We start from the raw sequence: 25,388 nt of genomic DNA on the forward strand, positions 1-25,388 counted from the left end.
GCGGTAACGAATCAGGCTCCCCCACTCCAGGGGGTGAACTTCTTCACCCAGGACGCGGCTCTCGGTGACGCTCTGCGCTCGCAGGGCGACCTCCCGGCTGACAACGCGGGACGAGCCGTCGGACCGTCCCGTGCGGTGGGTGGTCCGGCGGCTCGGCCTTGCGTCTGGAGGTGCCGTCAGTCGGCGAGGGTGGTGTCCACGGAGACGCTGCTCACGTTGACCGTGTACAGGTTCGTGTAGTGGATGCCGTCGTGCGCCTCGATCTGGAAATAGTACGAGCCGGCCGGCAGCCCGGACTCGGTGCCCTTACTGGTGCCGCCGTTGAAGCAAGCGGTGAAGGTCTTCTCGCCGTAGCCGTCGTCCGGCCAGTTGTTGATGTCCTCGTAGATCTCGATCCCGACGCTGATGTCCTGGCGGCTGTTGTTGCAGCCCTTGAAGTTGACCTCGGTGTACGACTCCTCGGCCCAGCGGCGCGACTCGAAGCCGACGTCGGCGCCGGTGATGTGGCTGCTCCAGTTAGCGAGCGCCGACTGGGCGAAGAAGAACGGAAGGGCGGTGGCGGCGACCGCGACGGTGGCCGCGCGGCGGAGCCTGATAGGGGACGGCATGAAAGTGCTCTCCTTTCGTGGGCGGGAACGGGGCAGGGAGCGTGCCGAATCAGTCGGCGAGGGTGGTGTCGACCGAGACGGAGGTTGCGGTCACCCAGTTCGCGGACGGCTGATAGGACCCGTCGATCGACTTGATCTCGAAGTAGTACGCCCCCGACGGCAGCCCGGACTCGGTGCCGGTGCTCGTCTTTCCTATGAAGCAGTTGGTGAACTGCTTCTCGCCGTAGCCGTCGTCGGGCCAGTTGTTGATGTCCTGGTAGATCTCGATGCCGACGGCCAGGTTCACTTCCGACTTGCAGCCCTTGAAGTTGACCTCGGTGTACGACTCGTCGGCCCAGCGGCGCGACTCGAAGCCGATGGTGGCACCGTAGATGTAGCTGCTCCAGTTGGCCCAGGCGGACGGCGCGAACAGAACCGGCAGCGCCGCGGCGCCGGCGACAACGGCCGCGATTTTGCGTTTCTTACCGCGAATCAATGGCATAACTCTAACGCCTTTCTGTCGGGCTGGATCATTGTTTCCCGAAGGATCTTGCGCCCTTTCCCTCGGTTCGCCCAGTCTTGCTCATTTATCACCTAGATCTTGCTCACGTATCACCTAGATCCACCGACACCGACATCGGGGCTTCGAGGTCAACTTCAACGGCTGCAACAGCTCGCGGCGAATAACTGAGCAAGATCTAGGTGATAGCTGGGCAAGACTGGGCGAACCGAGGGAAAGGCGCGCAAGCTCTTCCGGGAACATCAAAGAATTCCTGACGCCTAGGAGAATTGCTATGGCATTGCTTCGCGGTAAACGTAAAATCGCGGCCGTTGTCGCCGGCGCCGCGGCGCTGCCGGTTCTGCTCGCGCCGTCCGCCTGGGCCAACTGGAGCAGCTACATGACCGACGCCACCATCGGCTTCGAGTCGCGCCGCTGGGCCGACGAGTCGTACACCGAGGTCAACTTCAAGGGCTGCAACAATTCGCGGCTCGACAACAGCGTCGGGATCCAGATCTACCAGGACATCAACAACTGGCCCGACAACGGCTATGGCGAGAAGACGTTCACCAAGTGCTTCGACGGCGGCACCAGCACGGGCACCGAGTCCGGGCTGCCGCCCGGGGCCTACTACTTCGAGGTCAAGTCGATCGACGGCATCTCGGACGGGACCCTGTTCAATGTCGACGTGAGCAGCGTCACCGTGGACACCACCCTCGCCGACTGACGCGCCGAGCCGCACCCGGAGAACCCGCACCCATGAGAACCACCTCCCGGCTCCGCGCGAGCAGCGCGTTGTGGGCGGCGCCGCTCGCCCTCGGCCTGCCGCTCTACTACTACTACCTCGGCCCCGGCATGCCGCCGAGCGGCAACCACGGCTACGCCCCCACCCTCACCTCCTACCCCCTCGCCTTCACCTACCCCTTCGCGTACGCGGTCGCCTCCGCCCTCGCCGCCTGGGAGAGCGGTCGGCTGCGCCGCGAGGGAGTGTGGGCCCTCGCCCCGGCGCGGTCCCGCTACCGGGTCGCGGCGCACGCGCTGGCTCCCGTGGTCGGACTGGCCTGGCTGATGATGATCCTTCCGGTGGCCACCTCGCTGGCCGCCGCGGGCGTCTGGCCCACCCTTGCGAGCCTGGCCCCGCTGCCGGTCGGCATGGCGGTGTGCTGCGCGCAGGCCGCCCTTGGGTTCAGCGTCGGGCTGCGGCTGCCCCGGATCGTCGTCGCGCCGCTGCTCGCCGCCGGGGTGTGGGCGCTGGTCGCGTTCTCCCGCGCCACCACCCCGTTCTGGCTGCGGCACATCTCCGGTCAGCCCGCCGAACGGCTGATGTTCGGCGAGGAGTTCACGTTCCGCGGGCTGGTCCCGCACGTGCTGTTCACCGCGGCGATCGCGGTCGGCGTGGCTCTGCTCTGGCTGCCCGTCCGCGCCCTCGCACTGCGCGTGGCCGTCGTCGTCACCGCTGCCGCCGTCGCGCTCTCCGGCACTCTCGGCGGTTACCTGATGGTCCGCGACTGGGGCCACAACCCGCCGCTGGCCACCGGCCGCGCCCCCATGACCTGCGCTGGAACCGGCCCGAAGGTGTGTGTGCCGAGCGTCGTGGACGACGAGTTGCCGGCGGTCCGCGAGGACGTCCTGGCCGTCCTCGCCGACCTGCGTGCCGCAGGCGTCGACGAGCACCCCGAGTTGGTCACCGACAGCCTCAACGAGGGCCGCTACATCGAGCACTCCACCGGGGAAATCTGGCACGCGAGTCTGACCCGCGGCCACGACGCCGGCACCCTGCGGTACCTGCTCGTCGGCTCGGTCGTCCGCTACGACTGCGACCGCGTCGACCTCGCCACCGCCCGCGCGCTCAACCTCTGGACCGCCACCGTCGTCGGCGAAGGCGAGCGCTACCGCCGCGCCGTCAAGGCCGAGCCCTACCCCTTCGAGGGGCAGGCCCAGGTCGAGACCGAGGTCGCGGAGGTCCTTGAACAGCCGAAGGACCGTCAGGCCGCGTGGTTCCACCGGAACCTGGCCGACGCCTGTGGCACCGTTCGATGAGGTGGTGGGTGCGGGCCCGCCGCGCGCACGCCGTGCTCCCCGCCGCGCTGCTGCTGTTCACCGTGCTCCTAGTGGTGGTGCAGAACGGCACTGCGGCGCTGCCATCCGCGTTCACCGGCACCCAGCAAGTAGCGCTGCTGATGTTCGTGCCCGTGCCGGTGCCGTCAGCACTGATGCTGTGTCTGGAGTCGCGGCTCGCCGCGCAGGAGGCGACCGGCATCCGGCCGGTGCGGTCCCTGGACGCCGCGCTGGCCGTCGCCACCGTGGCCGCCTGCGCGGCCCTCGCCCTGGCCGTCGGCGCGCTCATCGGCTCGATCGGCCTGACCGGGGCGGGGGCGGTGGCCCGCAACACCGCCTTTCTGACCGGCCTGATGCTCGCCGTGCGGGCGGTCGCCGGCCAGACCGCGATCATGGCGCCGGTGGGCTGGCTGCTGGCCGTGATGTTCGTCGGCTTCCGGGCCGGCAACGACCCCTACCCGTGGACCGTCCTGCCCGAGCCGACCAGCGCCCCGCACGCCGCGCTAGGCGCCGCCCTCATGCTCGCCGCCGGGCTCGCCGCCCTGCTGCTCACCCCACCGAACCCCCGAACGGCGGAAGCCAGATGACACTGCGTCTGAACAACTGCACCTACACCTACCGGCCCTGGCGGCCGCCGGTCCTGCGCGACTTCGACTATGAGCTGCCCGACGGGCTCACCGTGCTGCTCGGGCCCAACGGCGCGGGGAAGTCCACCCTGCTCCGGCTGGCCGCCTCGGTCACCCGGCCGCGCCGCGGCACGGTCGACCTGGACGGGCTGCCCGCCGGGACCGGCGGCTACCGGCGGGCGGTTGCCTGGATGCCGCAGACCGTCGTCCCGATGACCGGGCTGACCGCGCGCGACTACGTCGCCTACGTCGGCTGGCTCAAGGGTATGAACCGGCGCGACGCGTGGGACCGCGCCGAGCGGGCCCTCGCCCGGGTCGAGCTCACCGCCCGGGCCGGGACGAGGACGAGCGAGCTGTCCGGCGGGCAGCTGCGCCGGGTCGGTGTGGCCGCCGCGCTGGTCCACGACGCGCGCGTCCTGCTGCTCGACGAGCCGACCGCCGGCATGGACCCGCGGCAGCGCCGGATCTTCCGCGACCTGCTGGCGGAAGTGACCGGCGACGTGCGGGTGCTGCTGTCCACCCACGACGTCGCCGACCTCGCCGAGGAGGCCGATCACGTCACCGTCCTGAGCCAGGGCCGGATCGTGCACAGCGGGTCGACGGACTCCTTCCTCGCGCACACCCCGTCGGACGTCTCCTCAGGACGCGCCGCGGAGGCCGCGTACAGCGCGCTGCTGGAAGGGACGGGCGCGGTCAGCGGCTGAGCGTGTGCGTCAACCCTCGCCGGACGCCGGCAGACGAGACGGGGGTCCCGGATCCAGGGCGTTCCAGACCGCTTACCGTACTGACATGGCGGACCCTTTCGCGGTAACGAATCAGGCTCCCCCACTCCAGGGGGTGAACTTCTTCACCCAGGACGCGGCTCTCGGTGACGCTCTGCGCTCGCAGGCCGACCTGCCGGCCGAATCCGGACTGACGGAGATCGGGGAACTCGCGGGAACGCAGGAAGCGCTCTCTCAGGCTCTCCCGGCGAACCAGAACCCGCCCGTACTGCGAACCCACGACCGCTACGGCCACCGGATCGACGAAGTGGACTTCCACCCGTCGTGGCACTGGCTGATGGACAAGGCCGTCGGCTTCGGACTCCAGGCGGCACCGTGGATCAGCGATCGCCCATCACCACACCTCACCCGCGCGGCCGGCTTCTACGTCTGGTCCCAGGTCGAGCCCGGCCACGGTTGCCCGATCTCCATGACGTACGCCGCGGTCCCGGCGCTCCGGACCTCGGACAAGCTCGCCTCCGAGTGGATCCCCCGCCTCGCCGCCACGCAGTACGACGCCCGCCGGCTGAACCCGGCGGACAAGCTCGGCAGCCTCGCGGGCATGGGGATGACCGAGAAACAAGGTGGTTCGGACGTCCGGGCCAACCTGACCACGGCCACTCCATCAGGCTCCGACGACGAGTACCTGCTGAACGGCCACAAGTGGTTCTGCTCCGCTCCCCAGGTGGACGTGTTCCTGGTACTCGCGCAGGCGCCCGAAGGACTGAGCTGCTTCGTGGTCCCCCGGGTTCTTGCTGATGGCAACCAGAACGCGTTTGCCCTGCAACGGTTGAAGGACAAGCTCGGCAACCGGTCGAACGCATCCAGCGAGGTCGAGTTCCACGGCACCATCGGCTACCGCCTCGGCGACGAGGGCGCCGGGATCCGGACGATCATCGAGATGGTCGCGGCCACCCGGCTCGACTGCGTGCTCGGCTCCGCCGCGCTGATGCGCCGGGCCCTGGTCGAGGCGACCTGGCACACGTCGTACCGGAGTGCGTTCGGCGGAGTACTGCGGGACAAGCCGGCGATGCAGAACGTGCTTGCCGATCTGGCCCTTGAGAGCGAGGCAGCAACCGCTCTCTCGATGCGTCTCGCCGCCGCCGTGGACGCCTCGCTGGCTGGCGACGAGCAAGCCGCGGCCTTCCGCCGGATCGCGCTGCCGCTGGCCAAGTTCTGGGTCTGCAAGCGCACCTCCGCGACGGTGGCCGAGGCGCTCGAATGCCTCGGTGGCAACGGGTACGTCGAGGAGTCCGGGCTGCCTCTGCTGTTCCGCGAATCACCGCTGAACTCGATCTGGGAAGGCTCCGGCACAGTCAACGCGCTCGACGTACTGCGCGCGCTCCGGCGACCGGAATCCCTTGAGGCCTGGCTGACCGAAGTCGGCGCAGCGCGGGGCGCGGATCATCGGTTGGACGCGGCGGTCACGGACGTACTGGAAACACTGTCGGACCTGGAGAACGCGGAAGCGGGCGCTCGGCGGCTGGCCGCGCGGATGGCGGTCTGCCTGCAGGCCTCGCTGCTCGTCCGCTACTCCACTCCCGAGGTCGCCGACGCGTTCGTCGCCTCCCGCCTGGCCGGCGACTGGGCGGGCGTCTTCGGCACCCTCCCCCGCCGCACGCCCTTCACCCCAATCGTCGACCGCATCCTGTCAACTTAACCGGTCCTGAAGGGCCGGGTTTGGAGGTAGGGCACCACTGGCTGTGGTGGGACTCCTCCGTCCGAACCGCCTAGGTGGCGGCTGGGACGCGTGACTCACGCCCCGCTGTCCAGACAGCCTCGCCGCGGGCGGCGATGTTGCGGGACGCGTTCCCGTCCGCGTGGGCAACGACCCCGCAGGCACGGCAGATGAATGTTGCCTGGTCGACCCGGTTCAACCTGTCGAGGTGGCCGCAGTCCGCACAGATCTGGCTGGTGTAGGCCGGATCGACATAGACCAGCGGGACGCCGGCCCGGCGTGCCTTGTACTCGAGGAAGGTCCCGAGCTGGTGGAAAGCCCAGGAGTGGAGCGCGACCCGTTGGGGCTTGCGGAGCCGTACCCTCTGCCGAATCCCGCCCAGGTCTTCCAAGGCGATCCCGGACGAGGTGCGTTCAGCCTCGGTCACGATCCTCTTCGAGATGATGTGATTGATGTTCGCGGCGTGCCGCCGTTCCTTGTGGCGCCGCCGCTTGAGACGTCGTTTCGCGGACTGAGTGCCTTTGGCCTGGAGCTTGCGGCGCAGTTCCAACTGCCGCTTGCGGTGCCCGTTCAGGCCGCGACCGGCGGCCCGGTAGCCGGTCGATGTGGTGGCAATGTTGACGACGCCCAGGTCCACGCCGAGCCACCCAGCAGGATGCTCGTTTAGCGGGGTTTCGGGGATCTCGCATACCGCGACCAGGTAGAACACGCCATCGCGCTCGATCAGATCGGACTCACCCCGACGGCAGTCGCGGAGCATCTTGAGGGCACCGGCAGAGCAGGCGAACCGCACACCCTTCAACCGACCACCGGTTGTCCAGATGCTGACGGTCTGGGCGTCGTACTGCCAGGACGGGCACCGGTCGTCGAACGGCTGTGCCGCCCCAGGACGAAAGGCGATCGGCTTGCCCTGTGCCCTGACCCGGCGCCTCGATCCGGGCTTGCCGAGATTCCCGGCCCGGAGGTTCGCCCGCAGACTGCGGTAGGCATCACACACTTTCTTGATCGTGTGCTGGGCGGTCTGGGCTCCAAGACCGCAGTCCTTCAGTTCGGCGTAGGTGTGCTTGCGTAGCTCGTACTCACGGTTCACACCCCGGTCGAACGCCACCTTCGCCACCCAGTTCGCCGACTCGTTGACCGCCCGCAGAGTCGAGCCGATCGCCGCCGCCTGCACGGCATCCGGGATCAGCTTCACCTGCACCACGATCTTCACACCAAGGATCGTAATGAGACCCTCCGACAGTTCAGAGAAGCGATTCGTCCCGGACATGAACGCCCGGGTTCCTCACGAGGATCATGCCGAATCCTTACGTCCGAAAGTGGTGACACGTCCCGCCAGTTCTTCGGACGCAAGGGGCAACGGCGGGCCGGGCACACGCTAGGGTTACCGCGTCGCGACTGGCGCGTGAGGTGGAGAACCACCGGGGAGCGAAAAGACGTCGGCACCGTGCGCCTGGGTGCCGCGACTGTCACAGGAGACTGTGCGACCTCAGGAGACGATGATGACTCAACCCTTCGACGCCGCCGCCGCGTCGGCCGCTTACCGCAACGCGCTCGAGGTGATCGGCGCGGTGGAACCCACCATCGCCGGCGCGATCAGGGCCGAACTCGCCGACCAGCGGTCCTCGCTGAAGCTGATCGCGAGCGAGAACTACGCCTCCCCGGCGACCCTGCTGACGATGGGCAACTGGCTGTCGGACAAGTACGCCGAGGGCACCGTCGGGCACCGCTTCTACGCGGGCTGCCAGAACGTCGACACCGTCGAGCAGGCCGCGGCGGATCACGCGAGAGCGCTCTTCGACGCTCCGCACGCCTACGTCCAGCCGCACTCCGGCATCGACGCCAACCTGGTCGCGTTCTGGGCGATCCTGGCCCACCGGATCGAGTCCCCGGCACTGGCCGAGGCCGGCGCGAAGCACGTCAACGACCTGACCGACGAGGACTGGACCAAGCTCCGCAAGGCCCTCGGCGACCAGAAGATGCTCGGTATGTCGCTGGACGCGGGCGGCCACCTGACGCACGGTTTCCGGCCGAACATCTCCGGCAAGATGTTCCACCAGAACTCCTACGGCACCGACCCGGAGACCGGGCTGCTCGACTACGACAAGGTGGCCGAGCAGGCTCGTGAGTTCAAGCCGCTGATCCTGATCGCCGGCTACTCCGCCTACCCGCGCAAGGTGGACTTCGCCAAGATGCGCGAGATCGCGGACGAGGTCGGCGCCACCCTGATGGTCGACATGGCGCACTTCGCCGGACTCGTGGCCGGCAAGGTCTTCACCGGCGACTTCGACCCGGTCCCGCACGCCCACGTCACCACGACCACCACGCACAAGTCGCTGCGCGGCCCCCGCGGCGGCATGGTCCTGTGCCAGCCCGAGTACGCCGACGCGGTCGACCGTGGTTGCCCGATGGTGCTCGGCGGCCCGCTCGGCCAGGTGATGGCGGCGAAGGCGGTCGCCCTGGCGGAGGCGCGCCAGCCCTCCTTCCAGACTTATGCGCAGGCCGTCGCGGACAACGCGGTCGGCCTCGCCGAGGGCCTGATGAAGCGCGGGGTCAAGCTCGTCACCGATGGCACGGAGAACCACCTGGTGCTGCTGGACGTCTCGGCGTACGGGATCACCGGCCGGCAGGCCGAGTCGGCGCTGCTCGACGCGGGCATCGTCACCAACCGCAACGCGATCCCCCGCGACCCGAACGGCGCCTGGTACACCTCGGGGGTCCGGATCGGCACGCCGGCGCTGACCACCCGCGGGTTCGGCCTCGACGAGTTCGACCGGGTCGCCGAACTGATGGTCGACGTACTGTCCAGCGTCACACCGACGACCACCTCGGCCGGAGCGCCGTCGAAGGCGAAGTACGTGCTCGCCGACGGGGTCGCGGACCAGGTCCACGCGGCCTCCGCCGAAATGCTCGACAAGTACCCGCTCTACCCAGGCCTCGACCTCAACTGACAGCCACGCAACCGCGCCCGACTCCTGCTGACGGAGTCGGGCGCGGTTTGCTGTCACTTGTCCTGCGGGATGCCCATCAATGCTTCCTGGGAAGGCTTCGCAGCGCGGGCGGGCAGCAGCACGGCCGCCAGTACTGCGCCTGCGACCGCGATGCCGGCTGATACCCACAGGGTGGTGTTCAGGCTCGTCATGAACGCATCGCGCACGTCGTTCAGGAGTCCGGCCGACCCTGTCTCCGTCGCGACGGCAATCCCGCCGGCAACGCCCTTCTCAACCGCGTCCGCCGCCTCCGCGGGAAGTCCGGCGGCATCGACGCTGCCGCGGTAGACCGAGTTCAGCACAGTCCCCAGTACTGCGACCCCTACCGTTCCGCCGACCTGACGGAAGGTCTGCAACAGAGCGGATCCGGTGCCGGCGCGATCCGGGTCCAGTACGCCGAGGCCGGCGTTCATCGCCGACGGCATCGAACACCCGAGTCCGAATCCGACCACGACGAACCAGATCGCCGTGTAGCCGTACCCGGTGTCCAGATCGGTAAAGGCGCCCAGCGCGAACCCGACCGCCATCACGAGGAAGCCGACCAGCACGACGAGCCGGGTCCCCACCCGGGCTTCGACGGGTTCGGCAAACTTCGCGCCGATCGTCATCCCGCCGATGAACGGCAGCAACTTCAACCCGGTGTGCAGCGCGTCGGAGCCACCGATGCCCTGGAAGTACTGCGGCATCGTGAAGAGCAGGCCGAAGATCGCGAACACCGCGACGGTGAGCAGGAGAGCGCTCCCCGTGAAGGTCTTCTCGCTGAACAGCCGCAGTTCGATGAGCGGCTCACCGTCAGGTCGCCGGGTCACCAGCCGTTGCCAGCCGAGGAATCCGGCCAGCAGGACGACCGCGAGCGCCAGGAAGAAGATGGTCGTGCCGTCTGTCCAGGAGTGCTCGCCGGCCTTCGTCACGCCGTACACGAGTGCCGCCAGACCGGCGCTGGAGAGCGCGATCCCGGGCCAGTCGATGCTCGGCCGCCGCGTACTCCGCGACTCCGGCACCAGCAGACTGACCGCGATCGCGGCCATCACCGCGATCGGCACGTTGAGGTAGAAGATCGATTGCCAGCCGGCGTGGTCCAGCAGCAGACCGCCGACGATCGGGCCGAGCGGCATACCGATGCTGTTGGCAACGACGAAGAACCCGATCGCCTTCTTCCGCTCAGCCGGCGTCCGGAACAGCACGGTGATCAGGGAGAGTGCAACGGGGACGATCATCGCGGCACCGATGCCGAGCGCGGCGCGGGAGGCGATCAGGGTGCCGGCCGAGTTGGACAGGGCACACGCGAGAGACGCCGCTCCGAACAGAGAGAGCGCGATCACAATGATCTTGCGCCGCCCGTACCGGTCGCCGAGCATGCCGGCCGGCAGCAGTAGAGCCGCCAGGACGAGGTTGTACGAGTTCGCCATCCACTGCAGTTGGCTGGTCGAGGCATCGAGGTCAGCGGCGAGAGTCGGCAACGCGACGTTCAGCACGGTGGTGTCCAGGCCGAGCACGAGCACGGCCAGACAGAGGGCGGACAGGACGCCGAAGCGCCGAGCGCCTGTCAGCGTCGTCCCTTCGGGCACGGTAGGTGTGGTCATGCAGCGCAAATTATCAGAACTTTGTGATAATTGCGATAGATCCGATTCCTGTAGTGTTCTGACATGGCACAGGAGCCCTCCCCCGAACAGGTCAGCCAGTTCGTCGAGCGGTTCGCCGGTGTGCTGGCCAACAGCGGCGTGCCGTCGATGTCCGCCCGGGTGATGGGCCGGATGCTGGTCAGCCCGACCGGCACGATGACCGCGTCGGAGCTGGCCGAGGCGCTGAAGATCAGCCAGCCGGCTGTGTCCGGGGCGGTCCGGCAACTCCTGCAGGTCTCGTTCATCTCGCGAGAGCGCTTACCGGGTTCCCGCAAGGATCACTACCGGATCCGCGACGACGTCTTCGCCGCGATCCTCGAGCGCCGCAACAACGCGCTCGGCGAGTGGGAGTCCACCAGCCGCTCCGGCGCCGACCTCTTCGGCCACGACTCCCCCGCGGGCCGGCGCCTGCTGGAAGCCGCCGACTTCTTCGCCTTCATCCACGAAGACATGAACCAGATGATCAAGAACTGGCGGGCGGAACACCCCACCCACTGAGCGAAAGACCTGCGACCGGCCGCTGACTCCTCCTGAGGAGTCAGCGGCCGGTCCGGATACTCATCCGTCAGCTCAGGCCTGCTGGCCTTCGCGGACGGCCTTCTCGACCTTGTTGCCAAGGTCCTGGTCGACGTTGTGCCAGTAGTCGAACGCACGCTCCAGCACGGGCTCGGACACCCCGTTCAGCAGGTGACCCGCGATGTTGCCGACGAGCCGCTGACGGGCCGCGTCGTCGAGAACCTCCCGGACCAACGTGCCGGCCTGACCCCAGTCGCTGTCCTCGGCGTGCTCCGCGTACCCGGAGCGAACCATCTCGCCCTCGCTGTACCAGCCGGCTGCCTCGCCGTAGGTCTCCGGTGCCTGCGGGCCACCCTTGGTGTTGGGCGCGTACACAGGGTCGGACGCCTTGATGAATCGCATATTGCCGTCCTTGCTGTAGCTGTGGACGGGCGACAGCGGCGCGTTCACCGGCAGCTGGTTGTAGTTCGTACCGATCCGGGCGCGGTGGGCGTCCGGGTAGGAGAACATCCGGCCCTGCAGCATCTTGTCAGGGCTCGGACCGATGCCCGGCACCATGTTGCTGGGCTCGAACGCCGCCTGCTCGATCTCGCTGTGGTAGTCGGTCGGGTTGCGGTCCAGCGTCAGCTTGCCGACGTCGATCAAGGGGTAGTCGGCGTGCGGCCACACCTTGGTCATGTCGAACGGGTTGAACCGGTAGGACTCGGCCTCGGCGTACGGCATGATCTGCACCTTGAGGGACCAGCTCGGGTTGTCACCGCGCTTGATCGCGTCGTACAGGTCGCGGGTGTGGAAGTCCGGGTCCTTACCGGCCATCGCGTCGGCCTCGGCCTGGGTGAAGAACTCGATGCCCTGGTCGGTCTTGAAGTGGTACTTCACGTAGAACCGCTCACCAGCAGCGTTGACCCACATGTAGGTGTGGCTGGTGAAGCCGTCCATGTGCCGCCACGTGCGCGGGATCCCGCGGTCACCCATCAGCCAGGTGACCATGTGCGCCGACTCCGGCGTCAGGGTCCAGAAGTCCCACTGCATGTCGTTGTCGCGCAGGTTGGTGTCGGCGCGACGCTTCTGGGACCGGATGAAGTGCTGGAACTTCAGCGGGTCCTTGATGAAGAAGATCGGCGTGTCGTTGCCGACCATGTCGTAGTTGCCCTCGGTCGTGTAGAACTTCAGCGCGAAGCCACGCGGGTCCCGCCAGGTGTCGGGTGTGCCGCGCTCGCCGGCCACCGTGGAGAAGCGGGCCAGCGTGTCGGTCCTGGTGCCCGGCTGGAACACCGCGGCCTTCGTGTACTCGCTGACGTCGTGCGTGACCTCGAACCGCCCGAAGGCGCCGCCGCCCTTGGCGTGCGGCTGCCGCTCGGGCACCCGCTCGCGGTTGAACTGCGCCATCTGCTCGATCAGGTAGTGGTCCCGTAGCAGGACCGGTCCCTGCGGGCCGACGGTGAGCGAGACACGGTCGCTCTCGACCGGAATACCTGCGTCGGTCGTCGTCGGATGAGGGTGGGTGTCGCTCATGGGTTGTGCCTCCAGGCTAGGGATGGATGGGATCCGTTAGTCATTTGTCGCTGTTGTTGATCGCCAGGAAGGCGATGCCGGCCAGGGCGCCGGCGACGAGCTCGACGACCAGGTAGATCCAGAAGGTGGACCAGGCGAACATGCCCATCACGGCGCCGCCGATGGCGACAGCCGGGTTGAACACCCCACCGGAGATCCCACCCACGGCGATGGCGCCCGCCATCACGGTGAAACCGATCGCCAGGCCGTAGAACGAGTTGTTCCGGTTGTCCTTGCTGGTGGCGGAGTTGAGCATCACCCAGGCCAGCGCGATGGTGAACACCAGTTCCGCGACGATCGCGTCGACCAGCCTGTGACCCGACAGGTGCAGGGCCGTCAGTCCGGCCGGCCGGGTGTCGATCCCGCGGACGACCAGGGCCGCGAGCACACCTCCGACGAACTGCGCGAGCCAGTACCCGAAGGCGTCGACGACGCCGATCCGGCCACGGACCAGCGCGGCCATCGTGACAGCCGGGTTGAAGTGACCGCCGGAGATGTGTCCACCGGCATAGATCATCACCATCAGGGCCGTACCGATGGCCAGCGGCGCAAGAGTGCTGCCACTGAACACGGCCGTTCCGACGGTGAAGATGAGAAAGAACGCGCCGATCAGCTCGACGCTGTACTTCCGTGCGGGAAGTCCGTTCCGACGATCTGCCGGCCGAACTTCCGTTGCCTCCTGAGGCGGCGTGATGACTGCCATCGCTCAGCTCCGTTCTGCGAGTTGCTTGTAATCCATGTCTCCACACTCACTCCGGAGCGTGCCGGGGTCCTTGCTGTCAGCGGCCGACTCCACTACCGGCCAGCAGGAATCCCCCGTTCCGGCAGGCGGCAGACATGGCGGCTAGCCGGTAGCCCGAGCCCCAGCCCGCCGGGATTGCCTGCGGGCGGTGGCCGCGATGACGCCCGCCCTCCGGGCCGGGATCGTCGAAGGAGAGCACCGAGACGCGAAGAAGCCGCCCCCACCAAGGAGACGACGATGAACCTGTACACCGCGCCCGCCCCCGAAGTTCTGGTCCGTGCGAGACCGAAGCTCCTCAGCGGACGCCGATCGCTGGTACTGGTTCTCCTGGCGACGGTCATCGTCATCGACCAGGCAGTGAAGTGGTGGGCCTGGCGGCACGCGTCCGATCCCTTCATCAACTACGGCGGCAATCCCCTGACCGGCGAAACGGTCAGCGGCTGGTACGCCGGACCGACCACGGGCGCGCTCCTCGACCTGCTGGACTTCGGGGTGCTGAGCCTCGTCGTCGTCGGGCTGCTGCGCTGCCGGCGGCCGACCCCGGTCCTGATCACCGGCGCTCTCCTGGTCGGCGGCTGGATCAGCAACCTGTTCGACCGGCTCGGGATGCACTACCTGACGGCACCGGGCAGCGTCCGCGGAGCGGTCGACTTCATCCACATCGGTCACCGCGCGTACAACGTCGCGGACTTCTTCATCCTCGTCTTCACGCTGCCCTTCATAGTGACGGTGGCCGCGAGCTACCTGCGGAAGTCGGCCGCGAGGCCTGTCAGCGCCGGATCCACGACGCGCCGCAGGCCACGAGTGCGGACCTGGGCCTGGCTGACCGCGTTTGCCGCTACCGTCTGTCTCATCACCGTTGTCGGGATCGGCGCAGCGCACTACGGCGGCCTGACGGAACCCAAGGCCTCACCGGCCGGGGGCCGCATCATCACCGGACCGCAGTCGTGACCGAACGGCGTACTGCCATACTCGACGAAGGTCGCGCCCCGACCCCAGCGACTGCCGAAGGGATACCGATGAGCCGAATGCGGGTGGCCATCGCCGACGACGACGTCCTGCTCCGAGAAGGACTCGCGAGCCTGCTGGAGCGCTCGGACATCGAGATCGTCGGCCAGGCGGGAAACGGCACCGAAATGCTCGCGCTCGTCCGGGATCAGCTCCCCGACCTGGTCATCGTCGACATTCGGATGCCTCCGAACCACACGACCGAGGGCCTGGAGACGGCCGCCGAGATCCGCAAGCAGTGGCCCGACACCGCCATTCTGGTGCTGTCGGCCCATGTCGAGGTCGAGCACGCGATGCAGCTGATGGCCGGCGGCAGCCGGATCGGCTACCTACTGAAGAGCCGCGTCACCAACGTGGAGGAGTTCCTCGACACGCTGGACCGGATCGCCAAGGGCGGCACCGTGATCGATCCCGCGCTGGTCCAGGAGCTCCTGGGAGCCCGCCGCCGCCACGATCCCCTCGCCGTACTGACCGAGCGCGAGCGGGAGGTCCTCGCCCAGATGGCCGAGGGACGCTCCAACGCGGGCGTCGCCCGCCGGCTCTGGGTCACCGAGGGCACTGTCGAGAAGCACGTCCGCAGCATCCTCACCAAGCTCGATCTGCCGGAGGCCGACGACGACCACCGCCGCGTCCTGGCCGTCCTCGCCTACCTCGAGGAGCACTAGGGCTTGGCTTCGATCCTGCGGCCGGGGTGGCGCAGGAGGTCTGTCGTGGCGATGACCAGAGCCACCACCATCAGCGCGGAGGCGCACAGCAGCGTGTCGGACACGCTGGTCTGGTAGTTGCCGCCGGACCTCATCAGCAGGTTGTAGAAGATCGTGGCCAGTACTGCGCTGCCGATCGCCCCGCCGATCCGTTGAGCGGTCTGCAACGCCCCACCGGCGGCTCCGGCCATCCGGACGGGCACGTTCTCCAGCGTGAGCGTCAGGTTGGGCGAGGTGACCATGCCCCCGCCGAGTCCGGCAATCAGCAGCGGCCCCGCGGTTGCCAGCACCGCGGTGTCGCCACCGATGAACCGCAGCAACAGCGCGGTGGTGACCAACCCCGCCGCCATCGTGATCAACCCGACCACGGTCAGCGTGCGCCCCAGTCGCGCCACCAGCCGACCGGCGATCGCCGCGGAGAGCGCGACCCCCAGCGCGAACGGAGTGACAGCCAGTCCCGAGCGCAGGGGCGAATAGTGCAGCCCGTCCTGGAAGTACAACGCGAGCACGAGCCAGATGCCGGTGAACCCGATGAAGTAGACGAATCCGATCCCCGAACCCGCGGCATAACCTGCGGTGCGGACGAGCCGCGGATCCAGCAACGGCTGCTTGCCCCGGCTCACGGTATGGAGCTCCCACCAGACGAAGGTCGCCAGCAGGACCACCGAGACCAAGAAGAGCCACCAATCCCCGCCCAGCCCTTCGGAATCGGCGTTCACCAGCGGCAGGAGCAGGCTCAGCACTCCACCGCCGAGCAGCAACGAGCCGAACAGGTCCAGATGGGTGTCGCGAAGCTTGCCGCCGGCACCTGTCGGCACCCAGCGCGCCGCCAGCACCAACGCGACCAGACCGATCGGCACGTTGACGTAGAACACCCAGCGCCAGGCGTCCGGACCGTTCACCAGGGACAGGATCAGGCCGCCGACGATCGGACCGGTAGCAGTCGCCAACCCGATCGTGGTGCCCATGATGCCGAACGCCTTGCCGCGCTCAGGGCCGTGGAACAGCTCTTGGATCAAGCCGGAGTTCTGCGGTGTCAGCATGCCGCCTGCGATGCCTTGCAGCAGCCGTGCCGCGATCAACAGCCCAGCGGTCGGCGCGGCACCACTGAGTGCGCTGGCGACCACGAAGGCCGAGAGCGCGATCAGGAACATCTTGCGCCGTCCGACGGCATCGCCGAGTCGCCCGGCCGCCACAAGCACCAGGCCCAGGGTCAGGCCGTAGCCGGAGACGACCCATTGGACGCTTCCGGCCGACATCCCTAGTCCACGCTCGATGGACGGCAGGGCGACGTTGACGATGCTGACATCGAGCAGCGCCATGAAACCCCCGAGCTGGCTGACGGCCAACGCCCGCCAGCGCAGCGGATTGGGCGCCTCGCCGGCCGACGGCACAACCACCTCCCCGGCTGGCTTCGGCGTGCTACCACTCACCGGACAACCGGCCTCTGAGTCGCGGGATCGCCGGCTCCGCCAGCCGCTGCTCCACCGGTCGTGTGGTGGCCGGTCGTGGGGTGGCCGGTGGTGGGGTGGCCGGCGGCGCCGACTGGTACTCGGCTGCCGGGACTCCGGCCGAGGATCTCGTCCACGTCGGCGCCGTCGACGGTCTCCCGTTCCAGCAGCAGCTGGGTGAGACGGTCGAGCTCCTCACGGTGGTCCGTCAGCAGAGTGGTGGCCTGCTTCTCGGCCTCACGAAGGAGCTTGGCCACTTCCTGGTCGATCACCCGCTGCGTCGCCTCGGCGTACGGCCTGCTGGTGACCTCCTCACCGCCCAGGTACTGCGGGTTGCCCGCCGCGAACCCGACCGGACCGAGCGTCCCGCTCATACCGAACTCGCGCACCATCCGGGTGGCCAGCGCGGTCGCACCCGCCAGGTCGTTGCTGGCCCCGGTGGAGGTCTCGCCGAACACGATCCGCTCGGCGACGCGGCCACCCATCCGGATGGCCAGCGAATCCTTGAGGTACCCCTCGGAGTGCAGGTGGCGCTCGTCGATCGGCAGTTGTTCGGTGACCCCGAGGGCCTGGCCGGACGGCAGGATGGTCACCTTCGCGACCGGGTCACCGTCCTTCGACAGCGCGGCCACCAGAGCGTGACCACTCTCGTGTACTGCGACCGACTGCTTCTCGTCGGGCAGCAACGCGTTGGAGCTGTCGCGATGGCCGAGCAGGATGCGGTCCCGGGCCTCGCTGAAGTCCAGCGGCTCGATCACCTCGCGGCCGCCCCGCACCGCGTAGATCGCGGCCTCGTTGATCAGGTTGGCCAGGTCCGCGCCCGAGAAGCCCGGCGTACTGCGGGCGACCACGTCCAGGTCGACCAGCGGGCTGAGTGGTTTGCCGGCACTGTGGACCGCCAGGATCGCCCGGCGCTCCCCCTGGGCGGGCAGCGGGATCACGACTTGCCGGTCGAACCGACCCGGCCGCAAGAGCGCGGGATCGAGGATCTCCGGCCGGTTCGTGGCTGCGATCACCACGACTCCGGTGGCCGGGTCGAACCCGTCCATCTCGGCCAGCATCTGGTTCAGGGTCTGCTCGCGTTCGTCGTTGCCGACGAGCTGGCCGCCGCGCCGCTGGCCGATCGCGTCCACCTCGTCGATGAAGATGATGGACGGCGCCCGGCGGCGGGCATCGGCGAACAGGTCGCGGACGCGCGCGGCACCGACGCCGACGATCATCTCGACGAAGCTCGAGCCGGTCACCGAGATGAACGGGACCCCGGCCTCTCCGGCCACCGCGCGAGCCAGCAGGGTCTTACCGGTCCCCGGCGGTCCGACCATCAGGACACCCTTCGGACCGACCGCACCCGCCCGCCGGTAGCGCTCCGGGTTCTTCAGGAAGTCGACGACCTCGCTGATCTCCCGCTTCGCGCCCTCGTACCCGGCGACGTCCGCGAACGTAGTACTGGGCCGCTCGGTGTCGAACAGCTTGCCGCGCGAGCGGCCGAGGCCGGCGATGCCGCCGAGCTGCCGGCTGGCGGCACGACCGGTCCACACGAACAGCCCGACGATGAGGGCTAGCGGCAACAAGTTCAGCAGCAGCGAGCCGATGGAGGTCTCGGCGGCCTGCGTGGTGACCTGCAACTTCGGCGAATCGAGGAGCGTCTCGAACTGGGGGTCCTGGATCCCGATCGGGTAGCTGGAGGTGAAGCTGGTGCCGCTGGTCAGCTTGCCCGAGATCTTGCCGTCCGGGCCGATGGCCACCGAGGTGACCTTGCCCGCCGTGAGATCACTCTTCAGCTGCGAGTAGTCGAGCTGCTGCGCGTTGTCCATCCGCGACGGCAGCACGAAGAGCCCGATCGTGAGCAGCAGGCCGACGACCAGCAGCCAGTTCCGCCACTTCGGTGGGCTGGGTGGCGCCGGCGTCGCCGGCCGCTCTGGCGGCGGGCCCGATCTGGCCGGCCCGGTCGGGTGCACCGTGGATTTCCGGGCGGCTGACCTGCGGATCATCAAGTGTCCTCTCCTCGGCCGGTGCGGTGGCCGAGGAGGGCCTGGCACCGGGCCTTCCTTGTCCATGGTGGCCAGGAGAAGGGCCCGGATCATCGCGGCCAGCGGCCATCGCACCCTGCGGCTGGCTGGTGTCCCGGACTACCCGCTACCAGCCCCGGTGGGTGGCAGGTCACGGAGTGTCCAGCTAGCAGGAATGCCCGTGACCTGTCCGTTGGACATCCTGGGGTCATGGAGCTGCGCTGCGTGATCGTCGACGACAGCCCTCGCTTTCTGAATGCGGCCCGCGGCTTGCTGGAGCGTGAGGGCATCTCGGTCGTGGGAGTGGCCTCGACCGGCGCGGAGGCAGTCGATCGGGTCACCGAGCTCCGGCCGGACGTCACCCTGGTGGACATCGATCTGGGCGGCCTCAGCGGCTTCGACGTCGTCCGGCGGCTGTACCGCGAGGCGGACATGGGTCCCACCCCCGTGATCCTGATCTCCGCCCACTCCGAAGAGGACTACGCCGACCTGATCGCGGCCAGTCGCGCGGTCGGGTTCCTCCCCAAGACCACCCTGTCCGGGCAGGCGATCCGTGACCTGCTCGGGGCCGCCGGGTGACCGCCGCCACGGCGATACCCGGCCCGTCAGACAGGATGGGCTAGCGTTTTCTGCCATGGACACGCCATGACGGTCCGTAGGGATCGGAGGCTGAGGTGAGGGGCGGTCTGACCCGTCGTACGACCGTCGCGAGCGCATTGCTCGCGCTGATCGTGTGCGGCGTCTTCGTGGTGCTGCTCGTGTCGATCACGCAGCTGCGTGACGCCGAGGCGAAGGCGCGCCGGTCGGAGCAGGTACTCGTGGTCGCGAACGGTCTGGAGCGGCAGATCGTCGATGTGCAGACGGGCGAGCGCGGGTTCGTGATCAGCGGCCAGGAGAGCTTCCTCGAGCCCTGGGAGGCGGCACAGACCGCGTTTCCGGGCCAGGCCGCGCAGCTGGAGAAGCTCGTCGCCGGCAACTCCGAGCAGATGGCCCGGGCCGAGCGGATCACCCAGGAGGGCAACTCCTACATCCGGAACTACTCGATCCCCCTGGTCGCGGCGGCGCGGCGCGACCCGGAGTCGGTTCGCACCGCGACGGCGATCGAGGGGGGCAGGGACCGCCTAGACGCGATCCGGACCGAGTTCAACGGCTTGATCGCCACCGAGCAGGGCCTCGCCGACGCGCGGGAGGATCAGTCCGACACGGACGTCAATCGCGCCATCATGGCCGCGGCCGGTGGCCTGGCCGGCTCGGTGCTGCTGATCGTCCTCTTCGCCGGCTATCTGAGCAGAGCGATCGTCCGCCCGGTCCGCCAGGTGGCCGGGATGGCGGGACGGCTCGCGGGCGGCGATCTCGGGGCGCGTCTTCCCGAGGGCGGTCCCGGTGAGGTCGGGCTGCTGGAGCGCAGCTTCAACACGATGGCCGGCTCGCTGCAGGAGAACCGGGAGGAACTCGCCGCCTCGCGAACCAGGATCGTGACAGCCACCGACCACGCGCGCCGGCAGATCGAACGCGACCTCCACGACGGTACGCAGCAGCGGCTGGTGGCGCTGGTGCTCGACCTGCGCTCCATCGAGGCGTCCACGCCAAACGAGCTGAGCGAGCTCAGGGCGCACCTGGCGGAGGTCGCCGACGAACTCACCGAGGCGACCGATGACCTGCGCGAGTTGTCCCGCGGGATCCACCCCGCGATCCTGTCCGGCAGCGGCCTGCCGCCCGCGCTGAAGGCGCTCGCCCGCCGCAGCGTGATCCCGGTCGAGCTCCAGGTGGATGTCCCGGAGCGGCCGTCCGAGGAGATCGAGGTCGCGGCGTACTACGTCGTCTCCGAGGCGCTCACCAACGCCACGAAGCACGCCAAGGGGTCGTTCGTCGAGGTCAAGGTCCAGACGCTGGACGACACCCTGCACCTGACCGTCCGTGACGACGGCGTCGGTGGCGCCCGCCCGGGCCGCGGCTCCGGACTGATCGGCCTGATCGACCGCATCCAGGCACTGGGGGGCACGATCACGGTGAACAGCCCGGACGGAGACGGTACCGAGGTCGCGGTCGATTTCCCCCTCGCCGGCCGCTGGCGCGACCCTGACCGGATCAGCTCGTGAGCTGTGCCTGCCGGCCCGTCCAGCCCGCGAGATCAGCATCACAGGAGAAAGTTGTACAACCTGGCCCGGGTGCTGCTTTTCAGCGCGAATCAATCCGCAGCAGGCTGGTAGACATAGCCACATCGTGAGATTACGTCTCACGATGCAGGAACGGGAGTTGATTTGTCAGGCGTTGGCGCTGAGGCTTATCACCATGCTCGCTGCCCGCTCGACACATCTCGTAGGTCGGATCCACGTCGACCTCGGTCGCATGCGCAGCGCCATCTGTTGTCCTTCGATGCTCTGACAGCCACCCTGCGGGCCTGCTGAAGGCCCATGATCACCTGATCACCGCTGGGTGCGCACCGCGCAGACCAGATCGAATCGACGACGCTTCGAGCTCGCTCAGCGCGGACGCACCTGTCTCTAGCAGACAAGGACACGTTCCGGATGACTGGCGTCACTTCTGCTCCCCGTACTGATCCCCCTCGTAAGGCAGCCCGCCCGCGCAAGGGCAAAGGCGAAGGCCAGTGGGCGCTCGGCTATCGCGAGCCACTGAACAAGAACGAGGAGAACAAGAAGAACGACGACGGGCTGAACGTCCGGGCCCGGATCGAGAACGTCTACGCCCACCGCGGCTTCGACTCGATCGATCCCGCCGACCTGCGCGGCCGGTTCCGCTGGTGGGGTCTCTACACCCAGCGCAAGCCGGGCATCGACGGCGGCAAGACGGCGACGCTCGAGCCGGAGGAGCTGGACGACAAGTACTTCATGCTCCGGATCCGGATCGAGGGCGGCCAGCTCAGCACCGAGCAGCTCCGGGTCATCTCGGAGGTCTCCAGCACCTACGCCCGCGACACCGCCGACATCACCGACCGGCAGAACATCCAGCTGCACTGGATCCGGGTCGAGGATGTGCCGGCGATCTGGCAGAAGCTCGAGGCGGTCGGCCTCTACACCACCGAGGCCTGCGGTGACGTGCCGCGGGTGATCATCTCCAGCCCGGTCGCCGGGATCGCCGCGGACGAGATCATCGACCCGACACCGGCGATCGACGACATCGTCGAGCGCTACATCGGCACCACCGAGTTCTCCAACCTGCCCCGCAAGTTCAAGACCGCGATGACCGGTCACCCGTCGCACGACGTGGTGCCCGAGGTGAACGACATCGCCTTCGTCGGGGTGAACCACCCCGAGCACGGCCCGGGTTTCGACCTCTGGGTCGGCGGCGGTCTGTCCACCAACCCGATGCTCGCGCAGCGGCTCGGTGCCTGGATCCCGCTCGAGGAGGTGCACCTGGCCTGGTGGGGCGTGGTCAGCATCTTCCGCGACTACGGCTACCGCCGGCTCCGCACCCGGGCGCGGATCAAGTTCCTGATCGCCGACTGGGGCGTCGAGAAATTCCGTGAGGTGCTCGAGGAGAAATACCTCCAGCGCAAGCTGATCGACGGACCCGCGCCCGAGATCCCCGCAGTACAGGGTGATCACGTCGGTGTGCACCAGCAGAAGGACGGCCGGTACTACGTGGGCGTGGCGCCCGTGGTCGGGCGGGTGTCCGGGGCTTCGCTGGCGAAGGTGGCCGACGTGGTCGCCGCGCACGGATCGGACCGGATCCGGACCACCGCGCAGCAGAAGTTCATCATCCTCGACGTCGAGGAGTCGAAGGTCGAGTCCCTGGTCGCCGAACTGGATGCCCTCGGGTACCAGGCACGGCCGTCAGCCTGGCGGCGCAACACGATGGCCTGCACCGGGATCGAGTTCTGCAAGCTGGCGATCGTTGAGACCAAGGCCCGGGCAGCCCAGCTGATCGGCGAGATGGAGGAGCGGATCCCCGACCTCGACGTACCGATCACGGTGAACGTGAACGGCTGCCCGAACTCCTGCGCCCGGATCCAGGTCGCCGACATCGGCCTCAAGGGTCAGCTGGTAAACGATGCCGAGGGCAACCAGGTGCCGGGCTACCAGGTCCACCTCGGGGGCGGTCTCGGCCTGGACGCCGGGTTCGGCCGCAAGCTGCGGGGCCACAAGGTGACCGCGGTCGGCCTGGCCGACTACGTCGAGCGGATCACCCAGACCTACCTGAAAGAGCGGTCCGAGGGCGAACGCTTCGCCCAGTGGGTCGTCCGTGCCGAGGAAGGAGCGTTGCAATGAGCGAACGAGCTGCGCCGTTGTATTGCCCGTACTGCGGTGATGAGGACCTTCGTCCTTCTGAAGAGGGTCATGGCGCGTGGGAGTGCCGCCCTTGTGCACGGGTGTTCCAGCTGAAGATGATCGGACTGCGGGTGAACGTGGAATGAGTACGGACCTGAGGACGCTCGCCGAAGAGGCGAACGAACGACTAGCCGACGCCTCGGCACAGGAAGTGCTGGCGTGGGCGCGGGAGACCTTCGGCGACGAGCTCGTGGTGACCGCATCGATGGCAGACGGGGCCCTCCCCCACCTGGCAGCCGAGGCGGCCCCCGGGGTGGACGTGCTCTTCCTCGACACGGGCTATCACTTCGCCGAGACCATCGGCACCCGGGACGCGGTGGCCGCGACCCTGCCGATCAACCTGATCAACGCCACCCCCAAGCAAACCGTCGCGGAACAGGACGCGGAGTACGGCAAGGATCTTTTCGCGCGTGAGCCCGACAAGTGCTGCGCGCTCCGCAAGGTCGAGCCGCTGAACCGGGTGCTGTCCGGCTACAAGGCCTGGGTCACCGGCGTTCGCCGCGAGGAGGCGCCGACCCGGGCGAACACCCAGGTCGTCGAGTACGACGAGAAGCGCGACATGGTGAAGCTGAACCCGCTGGCACCGTGGACCCAGGAGGATCTGGACGGGTACATCACCGACAACGGTGTGCTGGTCAACCTGCTGCAGTACGACGGCTATCCGTCGATCGGGTGCGCTCCTTGCACCAAGCAGGTGGCTCCGGGCGAGGATCCGCGCAGCGGTCGCTGGGCCGGCCAGGGCAAGATCGAATGCGGGCTGCACACATGACCGCGACGATCGGAGCTGACAGCCCAGCCGTCGCTGCCGTGAGCGAGCTGGACGCGCTGGAGAGCGAGTCGATCTTCGTCTTCCGCGAGGTGGCGGCCGAGTTCGAGCGGCCGGTGATCCTCTTCTCGGGCGGCAAGGACTCCATCGTGATGCTGCACCTGGCCCGCAAGGCGTTCGCGCCGGCCGGGGTGCCGTTCACGCTGCTGCACGTCGACACCGGGCACAACTTCTCCGAGGTGCTGGAGTACCGCGATTCCGTGGTCGCGTCTCTGGGACTGCGGCTCGAGGTGGCGCGGGTCGAGGACTACCTGGCGGACGGGCGGCTGCGCGAGCGCTCGGACGGTACCCGCAACCCGCTGCAGACGGTTCCGTTGCTGGACGCGATCAACGGGCACCGGTTCGACGCCGTCTTCGGCGGCGGCCGCCGGGACGAGGAGCGGGCCCGGGCGAAGGAGCGGATCTTCAGCCTGCGCGACGAGTTCGGCCAGTGGGATCCGCGCAACCAGCGGCCCGAGTTGTGGTCGCTCTACAACGGCAAGCACAAGCCGGGCGAGCACGTCCGGGTGTTCCCGCTGTCCAACTGGACCGAGCTGGACGTGTGGAACTACATCGAGCGCGAAGAGATCGCTCTCCCGAACATCTACTACGCCCACGAGCGGGACGTGTTCGAGCGCGACGGCATGTTGCTTGCCGTCGGCCCCTACTCGCAGCCGCGATCCGGCGAAGAGGTCTCCCGGCGAGTGGTCCGCTATCGGACCGTCGGCGACATGTCCTGCACCGGAGCGGTCGCATCGACGGCATCTTCTCCGGCCGAGGTCGTCGTCGAGGTCGCCGCCAGCGAACTCACCGAGCGAGGCGCGACCCGGGCAGACGACCGGGTCAGCGAGGCCGCGATGGAAGACCGGAAGCGGGAGGGGTACTTCTGATGACCACCACTCTCCCCGTTAGGGAACACCTGCCGCAGCGCCAGTTGCTCCGGCTCGCCACGGCCGGCTCCGTCGACGACGGGAAGTCCACTCTGGTCGGGCGGCTGCTACACGACTGCAAAGCGATCCTGGCCGACCAGATCGCCCACGTTCAAACAGTCTCCGAGGCCCGTGGTGGTGACTTCGACTTCGCCCTGCTGACCGACGGCCTGCGCGCCGAGCGCGAGCAGGGCATCACGATCGACGTCGCCTACCGGTACTTCGCGACCGACAAGCGCTCGTTCATCCTGGCCGACTGCCCGGGACACGTGCAGTACACCCGGAACACGGTGACCGGGGCATCCACGGCGGATGTCGTGATCATCCTGGTCGACGCACGGCACGGAGTACTGGAACAGACCCGGCGGCACCTCGCCGTGGCCGGTCTGCTCCGGGTGCCGCATGTCGTCCTGGCCGTGAACAAGATCGACCTGGTCGGGTACGACGAGGCCGTCTTCAAGGGGATCGGTAAGGACGTCTCGCAACTCGCGGACCAACTCGGGATCGCGGACGTCCAGGCGATCCCGGTCTCGGCGCTCGTCGGGGACAACGTCGTAGAG

The 25,388-nt window shown here is 68.3% G+C and carries 24 protein-coding genes and 1 riboswitch; of the genes, 16 read left to right on the forward strand and 8 right to left on the reverse strand.

Going from position 1 to position 25,388, the window contains the following annotated elements; genetic code table 11:
• Positions 1–176: 176 nt before the first annotated feature.
• Positions 177–608: a hypothetical protein gene (locus tag VFG33_RS05855; protein WP_325023198.1), complete on the reverse strand. Its 432-nt coding sequence runs from the start codon at positions 606–608 to the stop codon at positions 177–179.
• A 49-nt stretch (positions 609–657) separates the two neighbouring features.
• A complete protein-coding gene (locus tag VFG33_RS05860) occupies positions 658–1,089 on the reverse strand; it encodes a hypothetical protein (RefSeq protein ID WP_325023200.1) in 432 nt (143 codons plus the stop codon).
• 292 nt (positions 1,090–1,381) lie between these two features.
• On the opposite strand from VFG33_RS05860, the gene VFG33_RS05865 reads away from it, so the two are divergent.
• The 5 genes from VFG33_RS05865 to VFG33_RS05885 all read left to right on the forward strand — a co-directional run bounded on the left by VFG33_RS05865 (position 1,382) and on the right by VFG33_RS05885 (position 6,191).
• Positions 1,382–1,813 (forward strand): hypothetical protein, encoded by a 432-nt coding sequence (locus VFG33_RS05865; protein ID WP_325023202.1) that lies wholly within the window; start codon positions 1,382–1,384, stop codon positions 1,811–1,813.
• A gap of 32 nt (positions 1,814–1,845) precedes the next feature.
• Positions 1,846–3,126, forward strand: coding sequence for a DUF7224 domain-containing protein (locus VFG33_RS05870; RefSeq protein WP_325023204.1), 1,281 nt, complete (start codon positions 1,846–1,848; stop codon positions 3,124–3,126).
• 8 nt (positions 3,127–3,134) lie between these two features.
• Entirely contained in the window at positions 3,135–3,731 is a 597-nt protein-coding gene (locus tag VFG33_RS05875) for a hypothetical protein (protein ID WP_325023205.1), read from the forward strand.
• The gene (locus VFG33_RS05880; protein WP_325023207.1) at positions 3,728–4,474 is read left to right on the forward strand and encodes an ATP-binding cassette domain-containing protein; all 747 of its coding nucleotides are present in this window, start codon (positions 3,728–3,730) and stop codon (positions 4,472–4,474) included. The genes VFG33_RS05875 and VFG33_RS05880 overlap by 4 nt, the downstream gene beginning before the upstream one ends.
• Positions 4,475–4,559: 85 nt before the next feature.
• Positions 4,560–6,191: an acyl-CoA dehydrogenase family protein gene (locus VFG33_RS05885; protein ID WP_325023209.1), complete on the forward strand. Its 1,632-nt coding sequence runs from the start codon at positions 4,560–4,562 to the stop codon at positions 6,189–6,191.
• Between the two features lie 70 nt (positions 6,192–6,261).
• Here the strand turns inward: VFG33_RS05885 and VFG33_RS05890 are convergent, their stop codons facing one another.
• Positions 6,262–7,422 (reverse strand): RNA-guided endonuclease InsQ/TnpB family protein, encoded by a 1,161-nt coding sequence (locus tag VFG33_RS05890; RefSeq protein WP_325023211.1) that lies wholly within the window; start codon positions 7,420–7,422, stop codon positions 6,262–6,264.
• Between the two features lie 171 nt (positions 7,423–7,593).
• A riboswitch (ZMP/ZTP riboswitch) is annotated at positions 7,594–7,675 on the forward strand.
• Positions 7,676–7,711: 36 nt separating this feature from the next.
• On the opposite strand from VFG33_RS05890, the gene VFG33_RS05895 reads away from it, so the two are divergent.
• Entirely contained in the window at positions 7,712–9,160 is a 1,449-nt protein-coding gene (locus tag VFG33_RS05895; protein WP_325023213.1) for a glycine hydroxymethyltransferase, read from the forward strand.
• Between the two features lie 53 nt (positions 9,161–9,213).
• Here VFG33_RS05895 and VFG33_RS05900 read toward each other — a convergent pair whose 3' ends face one another.
• A complete protein-coding gene (locus tag VFG33_RS05900; RefSeq protein ID WP_325023215.1) occupies positions 9,214–10,782 on the reverse strand; it encodes a DHA2 family efflux MFS transporter permease subunit in 1,569 nt (522 codons plus the stop codon).
• Positions 10,783–10,845: 63 nt separating this feature from the next.
• On the opposite strand from VFG33_RS05900, the gene VFG33_RS05905 reads away from it, so the two are divergent.
• Positions 10,846–11,319, forward strand: coding sequence for a GbsR/MarR family transcriptional regulator (locus VFG33_RS05905; RefSeq protein ID WP_325023217.1), 474 nt, complete (start codon positions 10,846–10,848; stop codon positions 11,317–11,319).
• 72 nt (positions 11,320–11,391) lie between these two features.
• Here VFG33_RS05905 and VFG33_RS05910 read toward each other — a convergent pair whose 3' ends face one another.
• Complete coding sequence (locus tag VFG33_RS05910) at positions 11,392–12,852, reverse strand: catalase (protein WP_325023219.1); 1,461 nt, start codon at positions 12,850–12,852, stop codon at positions 11,392–11,394.
• A 40-nt stretch (positions 12,853–12,892) separates the two neighbouring features.
• Positions 12,893–13,594 (reverse strand): MIP/aquaporin family protein, encoded by a 702-nt coding sequence (locus VFG33_RS05915; RefSeq protein WP_325023221.1) that lies wholly within the window; start codon positions 13,592–13,594, stop codon positions 12,893–12,895.
• 276 nt (positions 13,595–13,870) lie between these two features.
• Here VFG33_RS05915 and VFG33_RS05920 point away from each other — a divergent pair, with 276 nt between their 5' ends.
• Both VFG33_RS05920 and VFG33_RS05925 read left to right on the forward strand, forming a co-directional pair.
• Positions 13,871–14,584: a signal peptidase II gene (locus tag VFG33_RS05920; protein WP_325023223.1), complete on the forward strand. Its 714-nt coding sequence runs from the start codon at positions 13,871–13,873 to the stop codon at positions 14,582–14,584.
• A gap of 68 nt (positions 14,585–14,652) precedes the next feature.
• A complete protein-coding gene (locus VFG33_RS05925; protein WP_414672926.1) occupies positions 14,653–15,306 on the forward strand; it encodes a response regulator transcription factor in 654 nt (217 codons plus the stop codon).
• Here the strand turns inward: VFG33_RS05925 and VFG33_RS05930 are convergent.
• The gene (locus tag VFG33_RS05930; protein ID WP_325023226.1) at positions 15,303–16,778 is read right to left on the reverse strand and encodes an MFS transporter; all 1,476 of its coding nucleotides are present in this window, start codon (positions 16,776–16,778) and stop codon (positions 15,303–15,305) included. The two genes, VFG33_RS05925 and VFG33_RS05930, sit on opposite strands and share 4 nt — an antisense overlap.
• Positions 16,775–18,787, reverse strand: coding sequence for an ATP-dependent zinc metalloprotease FtsH (gene ftsH, locus VFG33_RS05935; RefSeq protein ID WP_325023227.1), 2,013 nt, complete (start codon positions 18,785–18,787; stop codon positions 16,775–16,777). Before ftsH ends, VFG33_RS05930 begins: the two co-directional genes overlap by 4 nt.
• 228 nt (positions 18,788–19,015) lie before the next feature.
• On the opposite strand from ftsH, the gene VFG33_RS05940 reads away from it, so the two are divergent.
• The 7 genes from VFG33_RS05940 to VFG33_RS05970 all read left to right on the forward strand — a co-directional run.
• The gene (locus tag VFG33_RS05940; RefSeq protein WP_325023229.1) at positions 19,016–19,384 is read left to right on the forward strand and encodes a response regulator transcription factor; all 369 of its coding nucleotides are present in this window, start codon (positions 19,016–19,018) and stop codon (positions 19,382–19,384) included.
• A gap of 95 nt (positions 19,385–19,479) precedes the next feature.
• Positions 19,480–20,904, forward strand: a complete 1,425-nt coding sequence (locus tag VFG33_RS05945; RefSeq protein WP_325023231.1) for a CHASE3 domain-containing protein — start codon at positions 19,480–19,482, stop codon at positions 20,902–20,904.
• Positions 20,905–21,333: 429 nt separating this feature from the next.
• Positions 21,334–23,034: a nitrite/sulfite reductase gene (locus VFG33_RS05950; protein ID WP_325023233.1), complete on the forward strand. Its 1,701-nt coding sequence runs from the start codon at positions 21,334–21,336 to the stop codon at positions 23,032–23,034.
• Positions 23,031–23,180: a hypothetical protein gene (locus VFG33_RS05955; RefSeq protein WP_325023234.1), complete on the forward strand. Its 150-nt coding sequence runs from the start codon at positions 23,031–23,033 to the stop codon at positions 23,178–23,180. The genes VFG33_RS05950 and VFG33_RS05955 overlap by 4 nt, the downstream gene beginning before the upstream one ends.
• On the forward strand, positions 23,177–23,863 hold the full coding sequence (locus VFG33_RS05960; RefSeq protein ID WP_325023236.1) for a phosphoadenylyl-sulfate reductase: 687 nt from the start codon (positions 23,177–23,179) through the stop codon (positions 23,861–23,863). The genes VFG33_RS05955 and VFG33_RS05960 overlap by 4 nt, the downstream gene beginning before the upstream one ends.
• Positions 23,860–24,789 carry a sulfate adenylyltransferase subunit CysD gene (gene cysD, locus VFG33_RS05965; protein WP_325023238.1) on the forward strand — a complete coding sequence of 310 codons (930 nt, stop codon included), beginning with the start codon at positions 23,860–23,862 and terminating at the stop codon, positions 24,787–24,789. The genes VFG33_RS05960 and cysD overlap by 4 nt, the downstream gene beginning before the upstream one ends.
• Positions 24,789–25,388, forward strand: a 600-nt coding sequence (locus tag VFG33_RS05970; RefSeq protein ID WP_325023240.1) for a GTP-binding protein, incomplete at its 3' end; no start/stop codon positions are given. The genes cysD and VFG33_RS05970, both read left to right, overlap by 1 nt.

It is taken from the genome of Kribbella sp., assembly GCF_035687465.1.
Lineage (GTDB): Bacteria > Actinomycetota > Actinomycetes > Propionibacteriales > Kribbellaceae > Kribbella.

Excerpts from the sequence above, each read along its gene's own strand:
- VFG33_RS05895 (WP_325023213.1), top strand. The coding sequence starts at position 7,712 with ATGACTCAACCCTTCGACGCCGCCGCCGCGTCGGCCGCTTACCGCAAC.
- ftsH (WP_325023227.1), bottom strand. The coding sequence starts at position 18,787 with ATGATCCGCAGGTCAGCCGCCCGGAAATCCACGGTGCACCCGACCGGG.
- VFG33_RS05865 (WP_325023202.1), top strand. The coding sequence starts at position 1,382 with ATGGCATTGCTTCGCGGTAAACGTAAAATCGCGGCCGTTGTCGCCGGC.
- VFG33_RS05925 (WP_414672926.1), top strand. The coding sequence starts at position 14,653 with ATGAGCCGAATGCGGGTGGCCATCGCCGACGACGACGTCCTGCTCCGA.
- VFG33_RS05905 (WP_325023217.1), top strand. The coding sequence starts at position 10,846 with ATGGCACAGGAGCCCTCCCCCGAACAGGTCAGCCAGTTCGTCGAGCGG.
- VFG33_RS05860 (WP_325023200.1), bottom strand. The coding sequence starts at position 1,089 with ATGCCATTGATTCGCGGTAAGAAACGCAAAATCGCGGCCGTTGTCGCC.
- VFG33_RS05950 (WP_325023233.1), top strand. The coding sequence starts at position 21,334 with ATGACTGGCGTCACTTCTGCTCCCCGTACTGATCCCCCTCGTAAGGCA.
- VFG33_RS05910 (WP_325023219.1), bottom strand. The coding sequence starts at position 12,852 with ATGAGCGACACCCACCCTCATCCGACGACGACCGACGCAGGTATTCCG.
- VFG33_RS05900 (WP_325023215.1), bottom strand. The coding sequence starts at position 10,782 with ATGACCACACCTACCGTGCCCGAAGGGACGACGCTGACAGGCGCTCGG.
- VFG33_RS05880 (WP_325023207.1), top strand. The coding sequence starts at position 3,728 with ATGACACTGCGTCTGAACAACTGCACCTACACCTACCGGCCCTGGCGG.
- VFG33_RS05885 (WP_325023209.1), top strand. The coding sequence starts at position 4,560 with ATGGCGGACCCTTTCGCGGTAACGAATCAGGCTCCCCCACTCCAGGGG.
- VFG33_RS05915 (WP_325023221.1), bottom strand. The coding sequence starts at position 13,594 with ATGGCAGTCATCACGCCGCCTCAGGAGGCAACGGAAGTTCGGCCGGCA.
- VFG33_RS05960 (WP_325023236.1), top strand. The coding sequence starts at position 23,177 with ATGAGTACGGACCTGAGGACGCTCGCCGAAGAGGCGAACGAACGACTA.
- VFG33_RS05855 (WP_325023198.1), bottom strand. The coding sequence starts at position 608 with ATGCCGTCCCCTATCAGGCTCCGCCGCGCGGCCACCGTCGCGGTCGCC.
- cysD (WP_325023238.1), top strand. The coding sequence starts at position 23,860 with ATGACCGCGACGATCGGAGCTGACAGCCCAGCCGTCGCTGCCGTGAGC.
- VFG33_RS05870 (WP_325023204.1), top strand. The coding sequence starts at position 1,846 with ATGAGAACCACCTCCCGGCTCCGCGCGAGCAGCGCGTTGTGGGCGGCG.
- VFG33_RS05955 (WP_325023234.1), top strand. The coding sequence starts at position 23,031 with ATGAGCGAACGAGCTGCGCCGTTGTATTGCCCGTACTGCGGTGATGAG.
- VFG33_RS05940 (WP_325023229.1), top strand. The coding sequence starts at position 19,016 with ATGGAGCTGCGCTGCGTGATCGTCGACGACAGCCCTCGCTTTCTGAAT.
- VFG33_RS05920 (WP_325023223.1), top strand. The coding sequence starts at position 13,871 with ATGAACCTGTACACCGCGCCCGCCCCCGAAGTTCTGGTCCGTGCGAGA.